12 protein-coding genes and 1 tRNA gene are annotated in these 20,765 nt (G+C 69.4%); 11 read left to right on the forward strand and 2 right to left on the reverse strand.

The window, feature by feature from the left end; genetic code table 11:
* Positions 1-129: 129 nt before the first annotated feature.
* The 3 genes from AC1DNG_RS18965 (at position 130) to AC1DNG_RS18975 (ending at position 7,240) form a co-directional block, all read left to right on the forward strand.
* A complete protein-coding gene (locus tag AC1DNG_RS18965) occupies positions 130-1,389 on the forward strand; it encodes an MFS transporter (RefSeq protein ID WP_476888001.1) in 1,260 nt (419 codons plus the stop codon).
* A 125-nt stretch (positions 1,390-1,514) separates the two neighbouring features.
* The gene (locus AC1DNG_RS18970; RefSeq protein WP_230009777.1) at positions 1,515-2,318 is read left to right on the forward strand and encodes a VOC family protein; all 804 of its coding nucleotides are present in this window, start codon (positions 1,515-1,517) and stop codon (positions 2,316-2,318) included.
* Between the two features lie 374 nt (positions 2,319-2,692).
* On the forward strand, positions 2,693-7,240 hold the full coding sequence (locus tag AC1DNG_RS18975; RefSeq protein WP_476888002.1) for an ExeM/NucH family extracellular endonuclease: 4,548 nt from the start codon (positions 2,693-2,695) through the stop codon (positions 7,238-7,240).
* A 215-nt stretch (positions 7,241-7,455) separates the two neighbouring features.
* On the opposite strand, the gene AC1DNG_RS18980 is transcribed toward AC1DNG_RS18975, so the two are convergent.
* Entirely contained in the window at positions 7,456-9,678 is a 2,223-nt protein-coding gene (locus AC1DNG_RS18980; protein WP_476888003.1) for an FAD/NAD(P)-binding protein, read from the reverse strand.
* An 83-nt stretch (positions 9,679-9,761) separates the two neighbouring features.
* Between AC1DNG_RS18980 and AC1DNG_RS18985 the strand changes: the two genes are divergently transcribed.
* The 4 genes from AC1DNG_RS18985 to AC1DNG_RS19000 all read left to right on the forward strand — a co-directional run bounded on the left by AC1DNG_RS18985 (position 9,762) and on the right by AC1DNG_RS19000 (position 15,623).
* The gene (locus tag AC1DNG_RS18985; protein ID WP_476857946.1) at positions 9,762-12,041 is read left to right on the forward strand and encodes a prolyl oligopeptidase family serine peptidase; all 2,280 of its coding nucleotides are present in this window, start codon (positions 9,762-9,764) and stop codon (positions 12,039-12,041) included.
* A gap of 146 nt (positions 12,042-12,187) precedes the next feature.
* Positions 12,188-12,275, forward strand: a tRNA-Ser gene (locus AC1DNG_RS18990).
* A 173-nt stretch (positions 12,276-12,448) separates the two neighbouring features.
* Complete coding sequence (locus AC1DNG_RS18995) at positions 12,449-14,080, forward strand: phytoene desaturase family protein (protein WP_476888004.1); 1,632 nt, start codon at positions 12,449-12,451, stop codon at positions 14,078-14,080.
* A 73-nt stretch (positions 14,081-14,153) separates the two neighbouring features.
* On the forward strand, positions 14,154-15,623 hold the full coding sequence (locus AC1DNG_RS19000) for an MFS transporter (RefSeq protein ID WP_476888005.1): 1,470 nt from the start codon (positions 14,154-14,156) through the stop codon (positions 15,621-15,623).
* Here the strand turns inward: AC1DNG_RS19000 and AC1DNG_RS19005 are convergent.
* Entirely contained in the window at positions 15,568-17,748 is a 2,181-nt protein-coding gene (locus AC1DNG_RS19005; RefSeq protein ID WP_476850613.1) for a RecQ family ATP-dependent DNA helicase, read from the reverse strand. The genes AC1DNG_RS19000 and AC1DNG_RS19005 overlap by 56 nt on opposite strands.
* A gap of 125 nt (positions 17,749-17,873) precedes the next feature.
* On the opposite strand from AC1DNG_RS19005, the gene AC1DNG_RS19010 reads away from it, so the two are divergent.
* The 4 genes from AC1DNG_RS19010 to AC1DNG_RS19025 all read left to right on the forward strand — a co-directional run.
* Positions 17,874-19,292 (forward strand): phosphomannomutase/phosphoglucomutase, encoded by a 1,419-nt coding sequence (locus AC1DNG_RS19010; RefSeq protein ID WP_223914399.1) that lies wholly within the window; start codon positions 17,874-17,876, stop codon positions 19,290-19,292.
* A 2-nt stretch (positions 19,293-19,294) separates the two neighbouring features.
* Positions 19,295-19,780 carry a hypothetical protein gene (locus AC1DNG_RS19015; RefSeq protein ID WP_028278122.1) on the forward strand — a complete coding sequence of 162 codons (486 nt, stop codon included), beginning with the start codon at positions 19,295-19,297 and terminating at the stop codon, positions 19,778-19,780.
* Positions 19,781-19,800: 20 nt separating this feature from the next.
* Entirely contained in the window at positions 19,801-20,250 is a 450-nt protein-coding gene (locus AC1DNG_RS19020) for an RrF2 family transcriptional regulator (protein ID WP_018774250.1), read from the forward strand.
* Between the two features lie 194 nt (positions 20,251-20,444).
* On the forward strand, positions 20,445-20,765 hold a 321-nt coding region (locus tag AC1DNG_RS19025; RefSeq protein ID WP_476888006.1), incomplete at its 3' end, for a CBM96 family carbohydrate-binding protein.

A 20,765-nucleotide genomic window follows, 5' to 3' on the forward strand; every position in this document is an offset into this window, starting at 1 on the left:
CGTTGACTGTGCTTCGCGGCCTGCGGAACGGTCGACGACGTCGGGCGAGGCGCCGCTTCCGGTGGCTACGCAGCCACGCTTGACCAACCCCAACGCTGAGGCATTACCGCCACCCACGAAAGGACCCGCATGACGACCGCCCCCACCCGAACACCGGCACAGGAAGCCAGTGCCTTGGTCGACGCCACACCAGAGGGCAGCGCACAAGAAAACAGAGAACAAGAAGACAACGCACAGCAAAGACTGCCCCTGACCGCACTCGTGGTCCTGGCCGCCATGGGATTTATCCTCGTCGCCACCGAGACCATGCCTGCCGGCCTGCTTCCTGTCATTGCCGCCGGCCTCCACACCGGCGAAGGTACGGTGGGTCTGCTGGTCAGCGCATACGCCCTCGGAACGGTCATCGTCACCATCCCCGCGATCATGCTGACGCGTGGCATGCGACGAAAGCCGCTGCTGCTCGGCGGTATCGCCGGTCTCGTGCTTGCCACCACGGTCACCGCAGTCTCACGTGATGTGACGTTGTCACTCGTGTCACGATTCTTTGCGGGCGCGTTCTCGGGAATCATCTGGGGAATGCTCGCCGCTTACGGGCGCCGCATCAGCCCGCCCCGGCACGCAGGGTTGTCCTTGGCCATCGTGTCCACCGGGGCGCCCCTCGGATTCGCGTTCGGCACCCCACTCGGCGCCTGGATCGGAACAGCTTTCGATTGGCGCTGGTCCTTCGGTGCCCTGTCCGTCCTCGGGGGCATCGTGGCTGCGCTGGTCCTGGGATGCGTCCCCGACGCCGCCGGCCAACCGCGGGCGTCACGGCTCCCCCTGGGCCGGGTGTTCAAGATCCCCGGCGTCGCCGTCATCCTGGCCGTCATCGTCGCCTGGATGCTCGCCCACAGCACCATCTACACCTACATCGCCCCCTACCTCCGGGCCACCGGCACCGGCCTCTCCGCCAGCCTGGTCCTGCTGGTCTACGGCATCGCGTCCGTCGTCGGGGTCGCCGTCACCGGTGCGCTGCTGGACCGCCACCCGAGGCCCCTCCTTCACCTCAGCGTCACCGTGTTCGTCGCTTCCGGACTCATTCTGCTGATCGGACATGCATCGGCAATGGCCATCCTGATCGCCGCCGCGCTCTGGGGCCTCACCTTCGGCGGCGCATCAGCCCAGGTCCAGGGACCACTCACCACCGCCGGAGGCGACAACGCCGACGTCGCCAATGCATTCCTCCCGGTCGCCTTCAACCTGGCTATCTTCGGCGCGGGCATTCTCGGCGCGCTCCTCCTGACCCCATTCGACGGGCTGGTGCTCCCGGTCGTCATGATCGCCCTCGGCATCACCGCCCTGCTGCTCACCCTGTACGGCCGACGCTCGGCATTCCCGCGCCGGCTCTGACTGGCCATGCATTGAAACTGTCCGTGCCCCGTCATAGTCTCTCTGTGTCTCCACCACCCCATCTCCACACAAACCAGAGTCCGGCGGCCGCACGTCAACGGCCGCCACAGAGAGCAGGAGCCTCCATGCCCACACCCGAGCACTCCAACGGCGCACCATGTTGGATCGACCTCATGACATCCGATGCCGAGAAGGCCAAGTCGTTCTACGGTGCGCTGTTCGGTTGGACGTACCAGACCGGCGACGAAGCAAAATACGGCGGCTACATCACCGCCTGGAAGGACGGCAAGTCCGTCGCCGGCCTGATGCAGAAGCAGGAGGATCAGGCCGCGTGGCCGGACATGTGGTCCACGTACCTGCGCTCGGAGGACGCCGCCGCCACCGTCAAGGCGGCAACGGAACACGGCGGCCAGGTCTACATGCCGCCCATGGACGTCCCCGAACAGGGCAGCATGGCGATGATCGCCGACGCCACGGGCGCGTCGGTCGGCGTGTGGCAGCCGGCTGAGATGAAGGGCTATGAACTGGCGGCCGAGCCCGGCGCCCCGGCGTGGCACGAGCTCCACGCCAAGGACTACGCCGCCGCCGTCAAGTTCTACCAGGACGTGTTCGGCTGGGACACCGACGTCATGAGCGACACCCCGGAGTTCCGCTACACCACCCTGGGCGCGGGCCCGGCGGCCAAGGCCGGGATCATGGACGCGTCTGCCTACCTTCCCGCCGAGGTCCCGTCCAACTGGCAGGTTTACTTCGCCGTGGAAGACGCCGACGCCTCCATCGAGACGGCAGTGTCCCTCGGCGCCAAGGTCATCGACGGGCCGGACAACACCCCGTTCGGCAGGCTCGCCACACTGACCGACCCCACGGGCGCGATGTTCAAGATCGTGGCTGACACCGGACAGGGCGGGCAGTCCGCCACGGACGCCTAACCGGCCAGGACACCAGAGCTCTTCCCACCTAATTACAAAAATTGTTGTAGGAAATACCGGCCAGAGCCTTCCCCGAGGGCTACTGGCCGGTATTCTGCTGTGGAGCGTCCGGTGGAGGCACCCGGACACCGCTCACCCGTATCACCAGTCACCATCGCCCGGGGCTTTCGAGCCGCTCCGGGAAGGCTGCGGCGCGTCCCGCTGGGGGGCGTCCCGCCGAATGCACGTTTAGTCCATACGTTGTTCATTCACCCCTGTTTGGATGGGCCCGGCACGACTTGACCAGGAGTTCTGGCCGGCCACTGTCCGCTGCACCCTGCGGACGCACTGCACCCTGCCCTTTACCCGGGGCACCCTAATGAGAGTTAGAGCGGATGAAAATAACACCCTGGAAAACAGCGCTGGGCTCAGCACTGTCGGCGGCGCTGATAGCAGCTCCACTGGCGGCGGCCGTGCCGGCTAACGCCACCGAACCGTTGCCGGCAGCAACCGGAACCTCGCCGGTGGTCATCAACGAGGCCTATCTCAGCGGCGGCAGCTCCGGCGCGGCCTTCAAGAACAAGTTTGTCGAGCTGTACAACGGCTCCGACGCACCGGTCTCACTGGAGGGCTGGAGTCTCCAGTACCGCTCAGCCCCGGGCACCGGTGCGCCGAGCTCGGTGGCAGCCCTGGCGGGCAGCATTCCCGCCAAGGGCTACTACCTGCTCAAGGGCGGCAGCAACGGCACGGCCGGCACCGACCTGCCGGCCGCCGACGCCACCGCCACCGGTTTCAACCCGGCCGGTGGCGGCGGCACGATCGTGCTGGCCAAACAGGCCACAGCACTCAACCCGCTGCCGACAGGCTCGGTCATCGAACCGACCAACGTCGCGGACCTCCTCGGCTACGGCACCTCGAACACCTTCGAGGCCCAGGCGGCCGCGGCGCCGTCGGGAAACACCGACGTCAAGAGCATCAACCGCAGCAACGGCGGGGACACCAACAACAACGCCGCCGACTTCGCACTGAACGCAGCCATCACGCCGACGGCGGCCAGTGGCGCTGCCGGCCCCGTGGACCCGGGGCCGGGCACGCCTCCGGCCGCCAAGACCATTGCCGAAATCCAGGGCAACGGCACCGCAAGCCCGCTGGCAGGATCCTCGGTCACCACCCGCGGCAGGGTCACTGCCACGTTCCCCACCGGCGGCTTCGCCGGGTACTACGTCCAGACCCCCGGCACAGGCGGCGATCTCACGCCGGCCAACCACGCGGCGTCGGACGCGGTGTTCGTCTACTCGCCGTCCACAGTCGACGCCGTCAGGATCGGCGACTACGTCGAGCTCACCGGCGCAGTCAGCGAATTCTTCGGCATGACCCAGCTGAACGTCGCCGCGGCGGCCGATCTGAAGAAGCTCACCGAGGCCGCACCCGAGGTCAAGGCCACCGGCTTCGCCCTGCCCGCCGACGAGGCCTTCCGTGAGTCCCTCGAAGGCATGCTGCTCACCCCGCAGGGCCCCGTCACGGTGGCGGACAACTTCTCGCTGAACCAGTACGGCGAGATCGGCCTGGCCGGCGGCACCACCGCGCTGGCGCAGCCCACCGCCGTCGCGCCGTTCGGTTCTGCGGAGTACACCGCCACGGTCGCGGCGAATGCCGCCCGCGGCATCAAGCTCGACGACGGCGCCACCACGAACTTCCTCAAGGACGCCGCCACGAAGGCCCAGGTGCTCCCGTACCTGACCACGGCCGATCACGTCCGGGTCGGCGCGCCGGTGACGTTCAAAACCAACGTGGTACTCAGCTACGCGAACAATGCCTGGAAGTTCCAGCCCCTGACCCAGCTGACGGCCGCCAACGCGGACACCGTCCAGCCGGCCAGCTTCGGCGCCACCCGCGCGGACACCCCGGCAGCCGTGGGCGGCAATCTCAAGCTCGCCTCCTTCAACGTGCTGAACTACTTCCCCACCACCGGCGACCAGATCTCCGGCTGCACGTTCTACCCGGACCGGGACGGCAACCCCATCACGGTCAAGGGCGGCTGCGACGTCCGCGGCGCGGCGAACGCGGAGAACTTCAAGCGGCAGCAGGACAAGATCGTCGCGGCGATCTCCAAGTCCGGGGCCGACGTCGTCACGCTCATGGAGGTCGAGAACTCGGCCCAGTTCGGCAAGAACCGGGACGACGCCCTCGCCAAGCTGGTGGATGCGCTGAACATCGCCACGCCGGGGATCTGGGACTACGTCCGTACGCCCGCCAACGCACCCCCGCTGGCGGACGAGGACATGATCCGCACCGCGTTCATCTACAAGTTGGCCGCCGCCGAACCGATCGGCGAATCCATCATCCACAACGACACGGTCGCGTTCGCCAGCGCCCGCAAGCCGATGGCCCAGGTCTTCAAGCCGGTCGGCGCCTCCGATGACAAGAAGTTCATCGCGATCGCCAACCACTTCAAGTCCAAGGGCTCCGCCGCGACGCCGGATGACACCGACAAGGGCCAGGGCGCCTCGAACCTGGCGCGCACCGCCCAGGCCAAGTCCCTGCTGGCGTTCGCCGACGAACTGCAGAAGTCCAAGGGCACGGACAAGGTCTTCCTGATCGGTGACTTCAACTCCTACGCCAAGGAGGATCCGATTAACGTCCTCACGGGCGCCGGGTACGTCAACCAGGATGAGAAGGCCAAGAACGCCGACAGGTCCGCCAAGCACTCCTACCTGTTCGGCGGCCTCGTGGGCTCGCTGGACCACATCCTCGCCTCCCCGGCGGCCAACGCCGCCGTCACCGGCGCGGACATCTGGAACATCAACTCCGTGGAATCCGTGGCGCTGGAGTACAGCCGCTACAACAACAACGTCACCGACTACTACGCTCCGGACCAGTTCCGGGCGAGCGACCACGATCCCGTGGTGGTGGGCCTGAACTTGCCCGTCACCCCGGCAAGTGTTGAGCTGAACTTCCTGGGCATCAACGACTTCCATGGCCGCATCGATTCCAACACCGTGTTCTTCGCCGGGACCATCGAGAAGCTGCGCGCCGCTGCCGCCCCGGGCGCCACGGCGTTCATTTCGGCCGGCGACAACATCGGCGCCTCGCTGTTCGCCTCGGCGATTGCCAAGGACCAGCCGACCATCGACGTGCTGAACGCCCTGGAGCTGCGCACCTCCGCGGTGGGCAACCACGAGTTCGACGGCGGCTGGGCTGACCTGCGCGACCGCGTCACTGCCGGCGGGACCAACGCCAAGTTCCCGTACCTGGGCGCCAACGTCTACGCCAAAGGCACCACCACCCCGGTCCTGCCGGAATACACGGTCCTGGACATGAACGGCGTGAAGGTCGCCGTGATCGGCACGGTTACGCAGGAGGTGCCGTCCCTGGTCACGCCGTCAGGCATCGCGGACCTTGAATTCGGTGACCCCGTCGACGCGATCAACCGGGTCGCGGCGAAGATCAAGGCGGACAAGCTCGCCGACGTCATCATCGTGGAGAACCACGACGGCGCCGGGTCGGGCGCACCCGAGGGCGCCACTTTGGAGCAGGAAATCGCCGCGGGCGGCCCCTTCGCCAAGATGGTCCAGAAGGTCACCCCGGATGTGGCGGCGATCTTCAACGGCCACACCCACAAGCAGTACGCGTGGGACGCCCCGGTCCTGGACGCGGCGGGCCAGCCCACGGGCAAGACCCGCCCGATCGTCCAGACCGGAAACTACGGCGAGTTCATCGGCCAGATCCAGCTGACCATCGACACCAGGACCATGTCGGTGACCGGGTACAAGGCCGGCAACGTCCAGCGCACCACCAGCGCCGCGCAGCCGGCAGCCGATCTTGTGGCGCAGTACCCGCGCGTCGCGGCCGTCAAGGCAATCGTGGACAAGGCCCTGGCCGACGCCGCGGTGGTCGGCAACCAGCCTGTCGGCAAGGTCACGGCGGACATGACGACGGCGTTCGCCGGTTCCCCGGCTGTGCGCGATGACCGGAGCAGCGAGTCCACGCTCGGCAACCTGGTGGCGGACTCCCTGGTGGATGCGCTGAAGGCGCCGGACCTCGGCGCCGCCGAAATCGGCGTCGTCAACCCGGGCGGCCTGCGCAACGAGCTGTACTACGCCCCCGACGGCACGATCACGTACGCCGAGGCCAACGCGGTGCTGCCGTTCGTGAACAATCTGTGGACCACGTCCCTGACCGGTGCGCAGTTCAAGACCCTGCTGGAGCAGCAGTGGCAGACCAACCCGGACGGCACGGTTCCCAGCCGTGCGTACCAGCAGCTGGGCCTGTCCAAGAACGTGAACTACACCTACGACGCCGCCCGCGCCGCCGGTGACCGGATCACCTCGATCCGGGTCAATGGTGCACTGATCGACCCGGCGAAGTCCTACCGGATCGGGACGTTCAATTTCCTGGCCACCGGCGGCGACAACTTCCGCATCTTCAAGGAAGGCGCGGGCACCAAGGACTCCGGGCTCGTGGACCGCGACGCCTGGATCAAGTACCTGCAGGCCCACAACCCGGTCTCGCCGGACTTCGCCCGCCGCTCCGTGGCTGTCGTGAACACGACGGCGGCCGAGGTCAAGGGCGGCGAATCCATCACACTGGCGGTTTCGAAGCTGGACCTCACCTCGCTGGGCAGCCCGGTGAATGCCTCGCTGCGCGCCGAGTTCACGGACGCTGCGGGCACCGTGACGGCCCTGGGTACGGTACCGGTGACCGCCGGCGCCGCCAACGTGAGCGTGTTGGTTCCCGCTGGCGCCGCCGCCGGCACGGGCACCCTGGTGCTTACCGCCGTCGAATCCGGCACTGTGGTGAAAACGGCGGTGAAGGTCGCGGCCAGCGTCCCCGTCCCGCCGAAGTGCACGCCGCCGGTCAAGCCGACCAGGCCAGGGGATCTCGTGGGCCAGGTGAACTACGGGACAGCCATGGCCGCCTACCGGAAGTGCCTCAAGGGCTGATGCCTTAGCCCGGACTTCCTGGTCCCCCACCACGGCACATGCCCTCCCCTGGCCCGCAGCACTGGACATAAGCACCAACTGTCCACTGCCCGGCCCCAGGGGAGGGCTTGTCCATTCTTGGAGGCAGGCGCGCCGGAGGACATGTCCACTCTTGAGCGGTTCCGGAGCTGCGGGCTAGGGGGTGCGGGCTGCGGGCTACGGGCTAGGGGTGCGGGCTAGGGGGCCAGGATGTCGCGGGCGATCTCGTCGGCGTCGCGCAAGGTGCGCTGGCCGCTGCGGTAGACCGGGCCGGTCTTCGGCCGGGCCTCGGCGGCGATGGCCGTGCCCCATTGCGTGGCGGAGAGCTGAAGCCCGAGCACGTAAAGCCCCGGTGTCACGGACCCATTGGCACCCAGCGGCCGGTACGGATGCGGGACGACGTCCAGCCCGGAAGTCTGCACCGGGGTCCCCTCCACGCTCATCATGAGGCGCGGCCGCACCAGCCCCTCGGCGAGCAACTGCTCCAACAAGGGCGAAGAGTTGACGGCCACCCGGTTGGCCGGGGCCAGCGCCTCGATCATCGCCGCCGCGGACACGGCCCCCGACCCGGAACCGGACACAGCCCCCGCCCCAAAACCGGACACAGCGTTCTCCGTCCGGTCCCTTACCGCACCCGCGTGCGCCGTCCCTGATGCAGCACCGATCACGCCGGCACTGCCCACAAAACCGCGGACCCCAGCACCGCCCGCGGCAGCACCACCGATGCCGGCAGGCTCCATCGCGGCACCTTCCGCCCCGCCGTCGGCGCTTTCATCCATTCCGCCGCCCACCCATGGTGACGCCGCGGTGAACATCCGGGCCCGCCGGTCCACGCCGAACTTGGGGTCAGGGCCCACGAAGCGCACGATTCCCGCCCGGGCCAGTGCCGCGAGCTGCGCGGAGCGCAGCGCCGGCGGACCGCTCGCCAGGCCTTCCACGAATGATTCGAACCAGCCCCGGAGGCCCGCGACCCAGGATTCGTCCGTGATGCCGCTATCGGCCACAGCGGTCTTGAGCACGGCCCGGCCGTGGTGCAGCGCGCCGATCGCCATCTTCACCGGATCGTCCTCACCAAGGGCCGAGCGCCGGGCGTCGTCGAGCAGGTAGTCGACGACGGCGGCGTCCAGTTCGGCTCTGGAGTCAAACGAGCGCCCGGCCAGGGGCGCCGCGAGGCCGAGCAGGTCCAGGCGGTGGGATGCCCGGACATGGACGGCAATCACCGATTCCGCCGTGTGCTCCCATTTGACGGTCGAGTGAGCGTGCGGCCGCAAAGACTCGTCCAGGGCGCGCAGGAACTCGGCCGGGCCGGTCAGGATGGCATCGGGCTGCGAGCGCGCGAGCGTGGAGTAGTAGGCCCAGACCGCGTCCCGGTGCAGGAGCGGCCAGAGGTCGTAGTCGAAGGAGGGCCGGATTCCGGAGTCGGCGAACTTCGCGATCGCGCCCTCAGTGCAGTAGCGCAGCCGGACCGTTCCGGGGTAGTAGCCGGTGAGTGTCGCCTTCGCCCGGTAGGGGGTGCCGCGGCGTGAGGCGGCGATGATGAGCGGTTCGCGGCCGGACGGCAGATACGTCAGTTCAGCGTTGCCCTCTCCGGCAACGAACCGGCCGCCGCGCCCTTCCGTCAGCTGTCCCATCACGTCAAAGAAGTTCAGGCCCATGCCGCGCACCAGGACAGGTTTGCCTCCCGGCACCCGGGACCAGTCGACGTCGGCGGGCGCCGCCGGCGGCACGTACAGGAGACCGAGTTCCTCCGCCGCGGAAAGCAGCTCCCGCTGTTCAGGGTTCAACCGCGCGTCGAGGTGGCCCACGGCCAGCACCACAGAGTCGACGGTAAGTACGGTGCCGTCGTCGAGCACGACGTCGAACCGCACCGCAGCGTCCTTCGCGCCGGCCGGCCCGGAGGCGGCCAGGTCCGGGCCCGGCGCCGCGGCGGCCTCCGCGGCGGCGTGGCGGACGGACGTCGCCCTCGCCGCGTGGAAGTCCACGCTGACGCCGGCCGGCAGCACGGTGAGCAGTTCCTCGAGGGTGGACCGCAGGTAACGGCCGTAAAGGGCCCGGCTGGGGAAGTCCGCCTCGCCGAGCCGTGAGAGCTCGGCACGTTCGTCGTCAGTGAGCGAAGGGTGCGGGTGGGCCTGCTGGAGTTCGCGCCACTGGTCGAATGTGCGCCCGGCCAGGGGCGGCACGAGTTCCGGGTCTTCGGGGACCACGGTGGGATAGAAGGACTGCGTGTTCATCAGGTACAGCCGCGACTGTCCGGGCTGCCAGACGTGCCCCGGGCCCGCCGGGTAAGGGTCCACCACGTCGATGTGCAGGGTGTCCGCGGAGCCGGCGGAGGCCCAGTTGGCGAGGAGCCGTTCCAGCACGCTCGTGCCCCGGGGACCGGCGCCTATCACTGCCGTCCGGATGCTTCGAGATATGCCCACGGCATCCAGCGTATCGGCAACCGGCCGCCGGCTTGACCTCGGTGTGACTTGCCACTGCCGCACCGATGTTCTTGGATGGGAAAATGACCACCACAGAAGCTGACCACCCGTCCGCGTCCGGCGAGGCCACCGGTGCCCTCCCGGCTGGAGGGACTTCCCCCGAACCCGTCGACGAGAACATCTGGCTGGAGGACATCTACGGCCAGGAGCAGCTGGCGTGGGTCCGTGAACAGAACGCCCGCACCGAGGAGCTCCTCGAGGACGCCGACTACGCCGATCTGGAAGGCCGGATCCTGGAGGTCCTCGACTCCACCGACCGGATCCCCATGGTGGGCAAGCACGGCGAGTGGTACTACAACTTCTGGAAGGACCGGGACAACCCCCGGGGCCTGTGGCGGCGCACCAGCTGGGACAGCTACCGGGCCGGGACCCCCGAGTGGGATGTCCTGCTGGATGTCGACGCCCTCGCCGCCGCCGAGGGCCAGGACTGGGTCTTCCACGGCGCCAACTTCCTCCGCCCGGCCCCGGGTGAACCCCACCGGCGGGCCCTGCTGGCGTTCTCCCCCGACGGCGGGGACGCCAACCGCCACCGGGAGTTCGACGTCGAGGCCCGCGGCTTCGTGGACCCGGCCGACGGCGGCTTCGACCTCCCGACCGGCAAGGGCAACGCCTCCTGGCTGGACGGGGACACCCTGCTGGTCGCCACCACCGCCCACGATCTGCCGCGGACCACCTCGTCCTATGCCCGCACCGGGGTGAAGCTGCGCCGCGGCGAGTCCCTGGCCCAGGCCGAGCAGCTGTTCGACATTCCCGAGGACCACATGATGGCGATCGTGGCCCACGACTCCACACCGGGCTTCGAACGCACCTTCGCCGTCGACTGGATCAGCTTTTTCGAGAAGAACACCTCGGTGCTGCGCGATGGTGCATGGGTGCAGATCGACGTGCCGGCGGACGTGAACCTGAGCTCGCACCGTGAATGGCTGTTGTTCCGCCCGCAGCGTGACTGGACCGTCAACGGCACCACCCACCCGGCGGGCTCCCTGCTCGCGGCCGGCTTCGAGGACTTCCTCGCCGGCTCCCGGGACCTCGCCGTGCTCTTCACGCCCGATCCGCACACCTCCCTGCAGTCCTGGAGCTGGACGCGGGACTTCCTGCTGCTGAACCTGCTCCGGGACGTGTCCTCGGAGATCCACGTCCTGGATCCGCGGCGCCCCGGTACGGACGCCGCCTGGGCCGCCACCGTGCTGGACGCCTGCCCGCCCCTGCACGACGTCAATGCCTTCGCGGTGGACGACGAGGACGACGCCGAAGGCTCGGACGACGACGGTACCGGCGGCGCCGCCTCGGTCGCCGAAGGCGAGGCACCGGGCGCAGGGAACGACTTCTGGCTGGTGGCCACCGGCTTCACGACGCCGACCACCCTGACCCGCGGGACACTCGCCCGCGACGGCGGATCCGTGACCAGCACGCACGAGGTGATCCGGACCTCCCCGTCATTCTTCGACGAGGCGGGCTACGAGGTCCAGCAGCACTTCGCGGCCTCCAGCGACGGCACGAAGGTTCCGTACTTCCAGGTGGCCGCCAAGGACCTGGTGCTGGACGGCCAGAACCCGACCCAGCTTTCCGGCTATGGCGGCTTCGAGATTTCGCGGACGCCGGCGTACAGCGGCGCGATCGGCCGGGCATGGCTGGAGCGGCGGACCGCGGAGTCCAGCGGCGTAGAGGGCGAGGGCACGCACCGCCGCGGCGGCGTCTACGTGGTGGCGAACATCCGCGGCGGCGGCGAGTACGGGCCGGACTGGCACCGCGCCGCGCTCCAGGGCAACCGCCACCGGGCGTACGAGGACTTCGCCGCCGTCGCGAAGGACCTGATCTCCCGCGGCGTCACGTCCCGTCAGCGGCTCGGCTGCGTGGGCGGCTCCAACGGCGGGCTGCTGGTGGGCAACATGCTCACCCAGTACCCTGAGCTTTTTGGCGCCGTGTCCTGCGGGGTCCCGCTCCTGGACATGCGCCGGTACACCAAACTGTCCGCGGGCTATTCCTGGATCGGCGAATACGGCGACCCCGACGTGCCCGAGCAGTGGGAGTTCCTGAAGACGTTTTCGCCGTACCACCTGCTCAAGGACGGCGTGGACTACCCGGAGACGTTTATTTGGACGGCGACTTCAGATGACCGGGTGGGGCCGGTCCAGGCCCGGAAGATGGCGGCCCGCATGCAGGCCATGGGCATCCCCAATGTCTGGTTCCACGAGGCGCTCGAGGGCGGCCACGCGGGGGCTTCGGACAACCGGCAGGCGGCGGCCCTGCAAAGCCGCAGCCAGCATTTCCTGTGGCGGGCCCTCGCCGGCACCGAGGCGTAAGGCCCACACCCAAGCAACGCGGGGTCACTTAGCGCCCATCCGGCGGCCCCGCATGGGCCGGATCTGACCCCGCGTTGCTCTGGAGCGGCCGTTTTGCACTGCGTGGCACCTTCTGCGTATCCTTGGTTGGCTAGTTATTAGCAATTGGAGACGTGCCAGAGCGGCCGAATGGGCTTCACTGCTAATGAAGTGTGGGGCACAACTCCACCGGGGGTTCAAATCCCCCCGTCTCCGCGTTTGGCCCCGGTCCTCGGACCGGGGCCTTTTGCGTTCCCGGGCAGATCAGGGCGGATCGACGTCGTTCAGTCGCGCTGGTCTGCCCCCAGAAGTCATGTCCCCCCGGCCCGGCCCGTCCGGTGGCCGGACGCCTCACGCCCGCCGGCGGATCCGGATGGCAGGATAGGCCCATGTCGAGCAACACGGAATTTGACGCCATCATCGTCGGCGGCGGCCACAACGGACTGGCCGCGGCCGCGTACCTGGCCAAGGCCGGGCGGGACGTCCTGGTCCTGGAAAAGCTGGCACACGCCGGCGGCGCAGCGGTATCCGCGCACGCGTTCGACGGCGTCGACGCCCGCCTCTCGCGCTATTCGTACCTCGTCAGCCTCCTGCCCCGGCAGATCATCGACGACCTCGGCCTGCGCATCACGCTGGCGCGGCGGCGCTATTCCTCCTACACCCCGGACCCCGCGGATGCCAGCCGGGCCCTGCTGGTGGACAACGGGGACGAGGCCGCCACGGCCGCGTCGTTCGCCGCCGTCGGCGCTCCCGACGGCGAGTTCGGCGCCTTCACCGCGTTCTACGCCGCGTGCCGGCAGCTCACGGAGGCACTCTGGCCCACCATGACCGCGCCGCTGCTGGCGCGGTCCGCGGCGCGGGCCCTCGCCGCCCGGGCCGGGGCCGACGCGGCGTGGGAGGCCATGATCGAACATCCCATCGGACAGGCGATCCGCCGGGAGCTGGGCAGCGACCTGGTCCGTGGTGTGGTCCTGACGGATGCGCTGATCGGTACCTTCGCCCGGGCTGACGACGAGGACCTGCAGCAAAACATCTGCTTCCTCTACCACCTGATCGGCGGCGGGACGGGGGACTGGGACGTGCCGGTCGGCGGCATGGGCGCGGTCTCCGGCGAGCTGGAGCGGGCCGCGCGCGACGCCGGCGCGACCATCCTGACCTCCGCGGACGTGACCGCCGTCCGGCCCGGCGGCGCCGTGGACTACCGCCACGGCGGGCGGGACCATTCGTCTTCCGCCCGGTGGGTGCTGTCCAATGTGGCGCCGGTGGTCCTCGACCGGCTGCGCGGCCGGCCTGCCGCCGACCTGTCAGCCGGCGCCGCCGCCGGCCCCAATCCGAACCATCAGCGCGAGGGTGCGCAGGTCAAGGTCAACCTCCTGCTCAAACGCCTCCCGGAGCTGCTGGACGGATCCGTCAGCCCCGAGGCCGCGTTCGGCGGGACGTTTCACATCAACGAGACCTGGTCCCAGCTCGACGCCGCCTACAGCACCGCCGCCGCCGGATCCGTGCCCTCGCCGCTGCCGTGCGAAATCTACTGCCACTCGCTGACCGACCCCACCATCCTGTCCCCGGAACTGCAGGCCGCCGGCGCCCAGACACTGACCGTCTTCGGCCTGCACGTCCCGGACCGGCTGGTCACGGCGGAGAACAACGAGGACCGCCGCACCGAACTGCAGGCAGCCGTCCTGGCCTCCCTGAACTCCGTCCTGGCTGAGCCCGTCGAGGATCTGCTCATGACGGATCCGGACGGGCGGCCCTGCATTGAAACCAAGACCACCCTGGACATTGAACGCGCCGTCGGGATGCCCCGCGGCAATATCTTCCACGGCGGCCTCGACTGGCCTTTCGTGGAGGACGACGAACCGCTGGACACCCCGGCGCGCCGCTGGGGCGTGGCGACGGATGATCCGCAGATCCTGCTCTGCGGCTCCGGTGCCCGCCGCGGCGGCGCCGTCAGTGCGATCGGCGGACACAACGCCGCCATGGCTGTGCTGGAATCGGAACCACCCCTGCGCCATGGGTGAACCGGTGCAATGGGTGAATCAGTGCAATGGATGAGCCGGCGCTATGGGTGAACCGGACCGTGGAGACACGCGCATGAACGCCTCCCCGCGCGGCGCGGACCCGGCCGGGGGCAGCTGGAGCCCGCGGCTGGCCCTGCTGGTGGCCGCGACGTTCTTCATGGAGTTCCTCGACGGGACCGTCCTGACGACCGCCATACCCAGTATCGCCGCCGATTTCGCGGTGCCGGCCGCCGACGTGAACATCACCATGACCGCCTACCTGATGACGGTGGCGATGGGCATCCCGCTCAGCGGCTGGCTCGCGGAGCGGCTCGGTGCCCGCCGGGTGTTCTGTCTTGCCATCGCTATCTTCACGGCCGCGTCATTGCTCTGCGCGCTCAGCCAGGACCTGACCATGCTGACGCTGAGCCGTGTCCTGCAGGGTGCCGGCGGCGCCATGATGGTCCCGGTGGGCACGCTGGTGGTGCTCCGCGGCACCCCGAAGAAGGACCTGCTGCGGGCTACGGCCTTCCTCGTGTGGCCCGGGCTGCTGGCCCCGGTCCTCGCCCCGCTGGTGGGCGGAGCGCTGACGACCTACCTCTCCTGGCACTGGATCTTCCTGGTCAACCTCCCCCTGGGCCTGGCGGCCTTCCTGGCCGCGCTGCGCCTGGTCCCCCCAGTCCGCGGCGACAGCACGCGGCGCCTGGACTGGTTCGGACTGGTCCTGACCACGCTCGGGGTGGGATCCCTGCTGGTCGGCCTGGAATTGATGGGCGGCCGGGACGCCGGACTGCTGGCGGCCGCGGGGATCGCGGCGGGCCTGCTGTTCCTGGCCGCCGCCGCGGCCTGGATGCGGCGGACCAGCACGCCGCTGTTCAATCTGTCCGTCTTCGGCACGCGGACGTTCCGCGCGACGGCGACGGGAGGCTTCGTGTACCGCCTGACCATCAGCGCGGTGCCGTTCCTGCTGCCGCTGATGTTCCAGGTCGGTTTCGGCTGGGACCCGCTGCGCGCCGGGGCGATGGTGTCGGCCGTGTTCGTGGGGAACATCGGGATCAAGCCCGCCACGACGCCCCTGATCCGGCGTTTCGGGTTCAAGCCCGTCCTGGTGTTCGCGTCGCTGGCCTCCGCGGCCACTTTTGCGCTGTGCGCGCTGCTCGACGCCGGCACGCCGGAACCGCTGATTGTCGCGGTGCTGGTGGCCAGCGGGGCGTTCCGCTCGATCGGGTTCTCGGCGTACGCGTCCGTGCAGTACGCCGACGTCGTCCCGGCCCAGCTGCCGTCCGCCAACGCCGTCTCCGCGACGCTCGTGCAGCTCGCCACCGCGGCCGGGATCGCGGTCGGGGCGCTCCTGCTGCGGGTCTTCGAGGCAGGCGGCCGCGCGGGATCCACGGCGGTCGCCGGTGATCCGGCGGCGCCGTACCGGGCGGCGTTCCTGGCCATCGCGGTCCTGATGCTCCTGAGCACCCTGGACAGCCTGGTCCTCCCCCGCCACGCCGGTGCTGAGGTCAGCCGGCCTGGCCCAGCACCAGCGGCAGAACGGCGCCGGCGCCCGCGAGCCTGAGGGCCCGCCCGGAGACGGTCAGGGTCCAGCGGCTGTCCACGAGGTCGTCCACCAGCATGACGCTCTGGCCACGGATTCCAGCCAGGGCCTCCTCCAGCTCCGGTCCCACCACCAGGCGGTCCCAGACGCCGGCGAGCCGGTAGGCGCTGTTCCCGCCGCGGCCGCCGGTGGGTCCGCCGTGATTGAGCTGCAGCTGGCCCAGATACGGGATGCGGCCAATCTCCGAGATCCCGCGGGCCAGGGAATCCACCAGCAACGGCTTCCCGCGGGAGGGCAGGCTGATGATCGCGGCAGGCCGGCCGGCCCCGCTCCAGCCAGCGGTCCGGGCATCTCCGGTGCCCCACTCCCGGAGCACCTGGACGCAGGCCTGCAGCATGCCCGGGTCCACGGGCCGGTCGGGCGCACCGGCGGCGAAGGCCTCCCGCAGGGCCCCGCCCCAGCCAAGGTCCGTCAGGCGCGCCAGCACCCGGCCGTCCGCGAGGGCCTCATCCGGCTTGATCTTGCCCTTGACCGGCACGCCCAGGCGGTCCATGCCGCTGGGCCACTGCAGCCGCGGTTCCAGGGCGACGCCGGCCCGGCGCAGGGTCTGCCCGGCGGTCTCCGTGGCGTCCTCGGCGATGTCGGCGCGGAACCAGCGGCCCGCGCAGTTGTCGCAGCGGCCGCAGGCGCGGGCCGTTTCATCGTCCAGCACCGAGGTGATGTATTCCATCCGGCAGCCGGCCGTGTCCTGGTAGATGACCATCGAGTCCTGTTCATCCACCCGGGCCTCGGCGATCCGGCCGTACCGCTCGGCGTCGTAGTTCCACGGTTGTCCCGTGGAACGCCAGCCGCCGCCGACGCGTTCGACGGCGCCGTCCACGGCCAGGACTTTCAGCAGCAGCTCCAGCGGGGTGCGGCGCAGGTCCACCCGGGCCTCGAGCGCCACCGTGGACACCGCCGTGCCTGCCTCGGCGAGGGCCGTCAGGACCGCGGCAGCTTTCTCCTCGGACGGCATGGATGCGGTGGCGAAATACTGCCAGATGTCGCGGTCCTCGGATCCTGGCAGCAGCAGGACGTCGGCGTTGGCCGCGCCACGGCCGGCGCGGCCCACCTGCTGGTAGTACGCCACCGGCGACGACGGCGCGCCAAGGTGCACCACGAAGCCGAGGTCCGGCTTGTCGAAACCCATGCCGAGGGCCGAGGTGGCCACGAGCGCCTTGACCTGGTTGTCCTTCAGGAGCTGCTCGGCGCGTTCCCGGTCCGCGGGGTCCGTGCGGCCGGTGTAGGCGAGGACCTCGTGCCCCGCCTCGGCCAGCAGGCGGGCGGTGTCCTCGGCGGCCGAGACCGTGAGCGTGTAGATGATGCCACTGCCCTGCAGATCCTGCAGGTGGGTCAGCAGCCAGCCGAGGCGTTCGCGGGAATCGGGCAGGGTCAGGACACCGAGCCGGAGCGAATCCCGGCCCAGGGCGCCACGGATGGTGAGCACGTCCTTGCCGAGCTGTTCCTCGATGTCATGCACCACCCGGGAGTTGGCCGTGGCGGTGGTGGCGAGCACCGGGACGGTGTCCGGGAGCTGCGTGATGAGGTCCGCGATGCGCCGGTAGTCGGGGCGGAAGTCGTGGCCCCAGTCCGAGATGCAGTGGGCCTCGTCAATCACCAGCAGCCCGGTCCGGCGGACGAGCTCGGGCAGCTGGTTTTCCCGGAAGGACGGGTTGGTGAGGCGTTCGGGCGAGACCAGCAGGACGTCCACTTCATCGGCGGCGAGCTGCTCGCGGACAGTGTCCCAGTCCAGCTGGTTTGCTGAGTTGATCGCCACCGCCCGCACCCCGGCCCGCGCCGCGGCCGCGACCTGGTCCCGCATGAGGGCCAGGAGCGGGGACACGATCAGGGTGGGCCCGGCGCCGCGGCGGCGCAACAGCAGGGAGGCGACAAAGTACACGGCCGACTTCCCCCAGCCGGTGCGCTGCACCACCAGGGCCCGCCTGCCGCCGTCGACCAGGGCCTCAATGGCCTCGAACTGGCCGTCATGGAACTCGGCTTCAGGATGGCCCACGAGCTCCCGCAGTACGTTCTGGGCCTGTTCCCGGGTCGAGGATGGGGTGCCGGCTAGGGCCGTGCTGGAAAGGGCGTTCTGGTTACTGGCCATTGCTTCAGTATCCCAGCCCCCTCCGACAGCCACGAAGCCGGTACCCGCTATGTGCACAATCCGGCGTGTAGACAAGGGCGCGGACACCGGCCACAGCCTCAGGGCCGCAACGTAAGATAAGACGCGTGACTACGGACAAGACAAAGACTTTTGACCTCTCGACCTCGTTCAAGGCCTACGATGTGCGCGGAATCGTGGGGCAATCCATCACCGCGGAGATCGTCGAAGCCGTCGGTGCCGCCTTCGTCGACGTCCTGGAACTCACAGGGCAGACCGTGCTGGTGGGCGGGGACATGCGCCCCTCCTCCCCCGAGTTCGCCAAAGCCTTCGCGAACGGCGCAGCCACCCGCGGCGCCAACGTCCAGCTGCTGGACCTGATCTCCACCGACGAGCTCTACTACGCGTGCGGGGCCCTCAACGCCGCCGGCGCCACGTTCACCGCGAGCCACAACCCGGCCGAATACAACGGCATCAAGATGGCCAAGGCCGGTGCCGTGCCGATCTCCTCCGAAACCGGGCTCATGGAAATCCAGGCCCGCGCCGAGGAATACCTCAACGCCGGCGCCATCCCCGCGGCCGGCAGCACTGGCCTGATTGGCGTGCAGGACGTCCTCAAGGGCTACGCGGAGTACCTGCGCTCCCTGGTGGACCTGCGCGGTTCCCGGCCGCTGAAGGTTGTGGTGGATGCCGGCAACGGCATGGCCGGCCTCACCACCCCGGCCGTGCTTGGCGATGCCCTGCTGCCCAAGCTTCCGCTGGAGATCGTGCCGCTGTACTTCGAGCTCGACGGATCCTTCCCGAACCACCCGGCCAACCCGCTGGAGCCGGAAAACCTGCGCGACCTGCAGGCCGCCGTCGTCGAACACGGCGCGGACATCGGCCTGGCCTTCGACGGCGACGCCGACCGCTGCTTCGTGATCGACGAGAAGGGCGAGCCTGTCTCGCCGTCGGCCATCACCGGCATGGTGGCCCGCCGCGAAATCGCCCGCGCCCAGGGCCTCGGTGAAGACACGCCCACCGTCATCCACAACCTGCTGACCTCCCGCGCGGTGCCCGAACTCGTCGAACGCCACGGCGGCCGGCCCGTCCGCACCCGCGTGGGGCACTCCTTCATCAAGGCCGTCATGGCCGCGGAAGGGGCCATCTTCGGCGGGGAACACTCGGCCCACTTCTACTTCCGCGACTTCTGGAATGCGGACACCGGCATGCTGGCCGCCATGCACGTCCTCGCCGCCCTGGGCGAACAGGAGGGCCCGCTCTCCGAACTCGGCCGCGAATACGAGCCGTACCGGTCATCCGGTGAGATCAACTCGGAAATCGAGGACAAGGCCGCCGCGGTCGAGCGGGTCCGCGAGGACTTCCACGACGAGGACGTCGAGGTCGACTACCTCGACGGCAGCACCTTCATCGCCACCGACGGTAGCTACTGGTTCAACCTGCGCCCGTCCAACACCGAACCGTTCCTGCGCCTCAACGTTGAAGCCACGGACGCCGCCACCATGGAACGCGTCCGCGACCGCGTCCTGGCGCTGGTCCGGGGCTAGCGGTGGCAGTACACCCGGAAGAATCCGCCAACACCGGATCCTGGCGCGAGTCCGTGCCGGACGCCAGCGCCACGGACCTGGAGAACCTGCTCGGCACCGGGGTCGGTGCCGCGCAGGAGCAGCTGGAACGCAACGGCGGCTTCCTGCCCTTCGCCCTGGTGGTGCAGAACGACGGCGAAGTCCGGCTGGTGGCAGTCACACCCGCGGACGCGAGCGACGGATCGGACGCCGACTTCGACGCGGACGCCATGATCCGGGACCTCCACGAGTTGCTCCGGCAGCACCGGGAGGAGTTCCGGGCCGCCGCCGTCGTCTGCGACATCACGCTGCTCGAGGAAGACTCGGACGCCATCCACGTCGCGGCAGAGCACCAGGACGGCTCCCTGTTCGCCGCCGTGCTGCCCTACGCAGCGAACGCCGGGACGCACGAACTCGAGTTCGGCCAGCTGGCCGCCGATACCAACGAGCCCGCCGTCTGGGTGGACTAGACCGCCCTTAGGCTGGGGATATGAAGATCAATGCGTTCGCCGATGTGAGCCTTCGCGCTTTGCTGGTGCTCGCGGCCGCTCCGGACGGCGGGCTCCTGACCACCCAGAGCATCGCCGACGCTGTCGGCACGCCGTACAACCACGTCAGCAAGGCGATGGCGAAGCTGCGCGCACTGGGCCTGATCGACGTCGAACGCGGCCGCAACGGCGGATCCCGGCTGAGCAGCGCCGGCCGGACCGCAACGGTCGGCCAGCTGCTGCGGCAACTCGACACCCGCCTGGATCCGGCCGACTGCATTGCCACGGGCGGGACGTGCCCGCTCATCACCGAATGCCGGCTCCGGGCCGCGCTGGCCCGGGCCCGCGAAGCCTTCTATGGCGAACTCGACGGGATCGTGATCGCGTCGCTGCCGACCTCCCGGCAGATGGCGCCCGTCTTTGCGGCGATCGGGCTGCGCCCGGGGCTTTGAGCGGCCCGCTGGCGCTCCGCCGCGGCCCGGCGGGATTCCGGCCCAATCTGGGGAAAACCTTTGGTTTGGCGTCCAAACGCCCTTCCTGGCGGGCCTGCCCATTGACTTCAGGCAGGCACGGGATGACAAAGTACCCCTAGGGAACGTCACCAAGCCGGTATTTTTTGTCTTTCCGGCCAGTCGAAGGGCCGCTGATGAAAAGTATCCGCTGGTTTAGCGCTGCCGGAGCCGCGGCGCTCCTACTGACGTTCATCACCGCCCCCACCGCCCTTGCGGTGCCGACGGTGCTGGCGGTGGAGAGTGCGGCGGATACCTACACCTCCGCGTCGGCGCCCACGACGGACTTCGGCACCAGCGGCTCGCTGGCGGTCTACGGCTCACCGGACGCCACGACCGTGCTCCGGTTCCAGGTCCCGGCAGCCCCGCCCGGGCAAACACTGACCGGCGCGATCCTGCGCATACGCACCACCAGCCTGGCCTCCGCCGGCTCCGCCAACACCCTCAACGTCCGCTCG

This window comes from Arthrobacter sp. 01T425, assembly GCF_056398725.1.

What these genes read in the sequence shown, in the direction of transcription:
- AC1DNG_RS19020 (WP_018774250.1), top strand. Translation starts at nt 19,801, where the DNA reads ATGAAGATCAATGCGTTCGCCGATGTGAGCCTTCGCGCTTTGCTGGTG.
- AC1DNG_RS18975 (WP_476888002.1), top strand. Translation starts at nt 2,693, where the DNA reads ATGAAAATAACACCCTGGAAAACAGCGCTGGGCTCAGCACTGTCGGCG.
- AC1DNG_RS18965 (WP_476888001.1), top strand. Translation starts at nt 130, where the DNA reads ATGACGACCGCCCCCACCCGAACACCGGCACAGGAAGCCAGTGCCTTG.
- AC1DNG_RS19000 (WP_476888005.1), top strand. Translation starts at nt 14,154, where the DNA reads ATGAACGCCTCCCCGCGCGGCGCGGACCCGGCCGGGGGCAGCTGGAGC.
- AC1DNG_RS18995 (WP_476888004.1), top strand. Translation starts at nt 12,449, where the DNA reads ATGTCGAGCAACACGGAATTTGACGCCATCATCGTCGGCGGCGGCCAC.
- AC1DNG_RS18985 (WP_476857946.1), top strand. Translation starts at nt 9,762, where the DNA reads ATGACCACCACAGAAGCTGACCACCCGTCCGCGTCCGGCGAGGCCACC.
- AC1DNG_RS18970 (WP_230009777.1), top strand. Translation starts at nt 1,515, where the DNA reads ATGCCCACACCCGAGCACTCCAACGGCGCACCATGTTGGATCGACCTC.
- AC1DNG_RS19005 (WP_476850613.1), bottom strand. Translation starts at nt 17,748, where the DNA reads ATGGCCAGTAACCAGAACGCCCTTTCCAGCACGGCCCTAGCCGGCACC.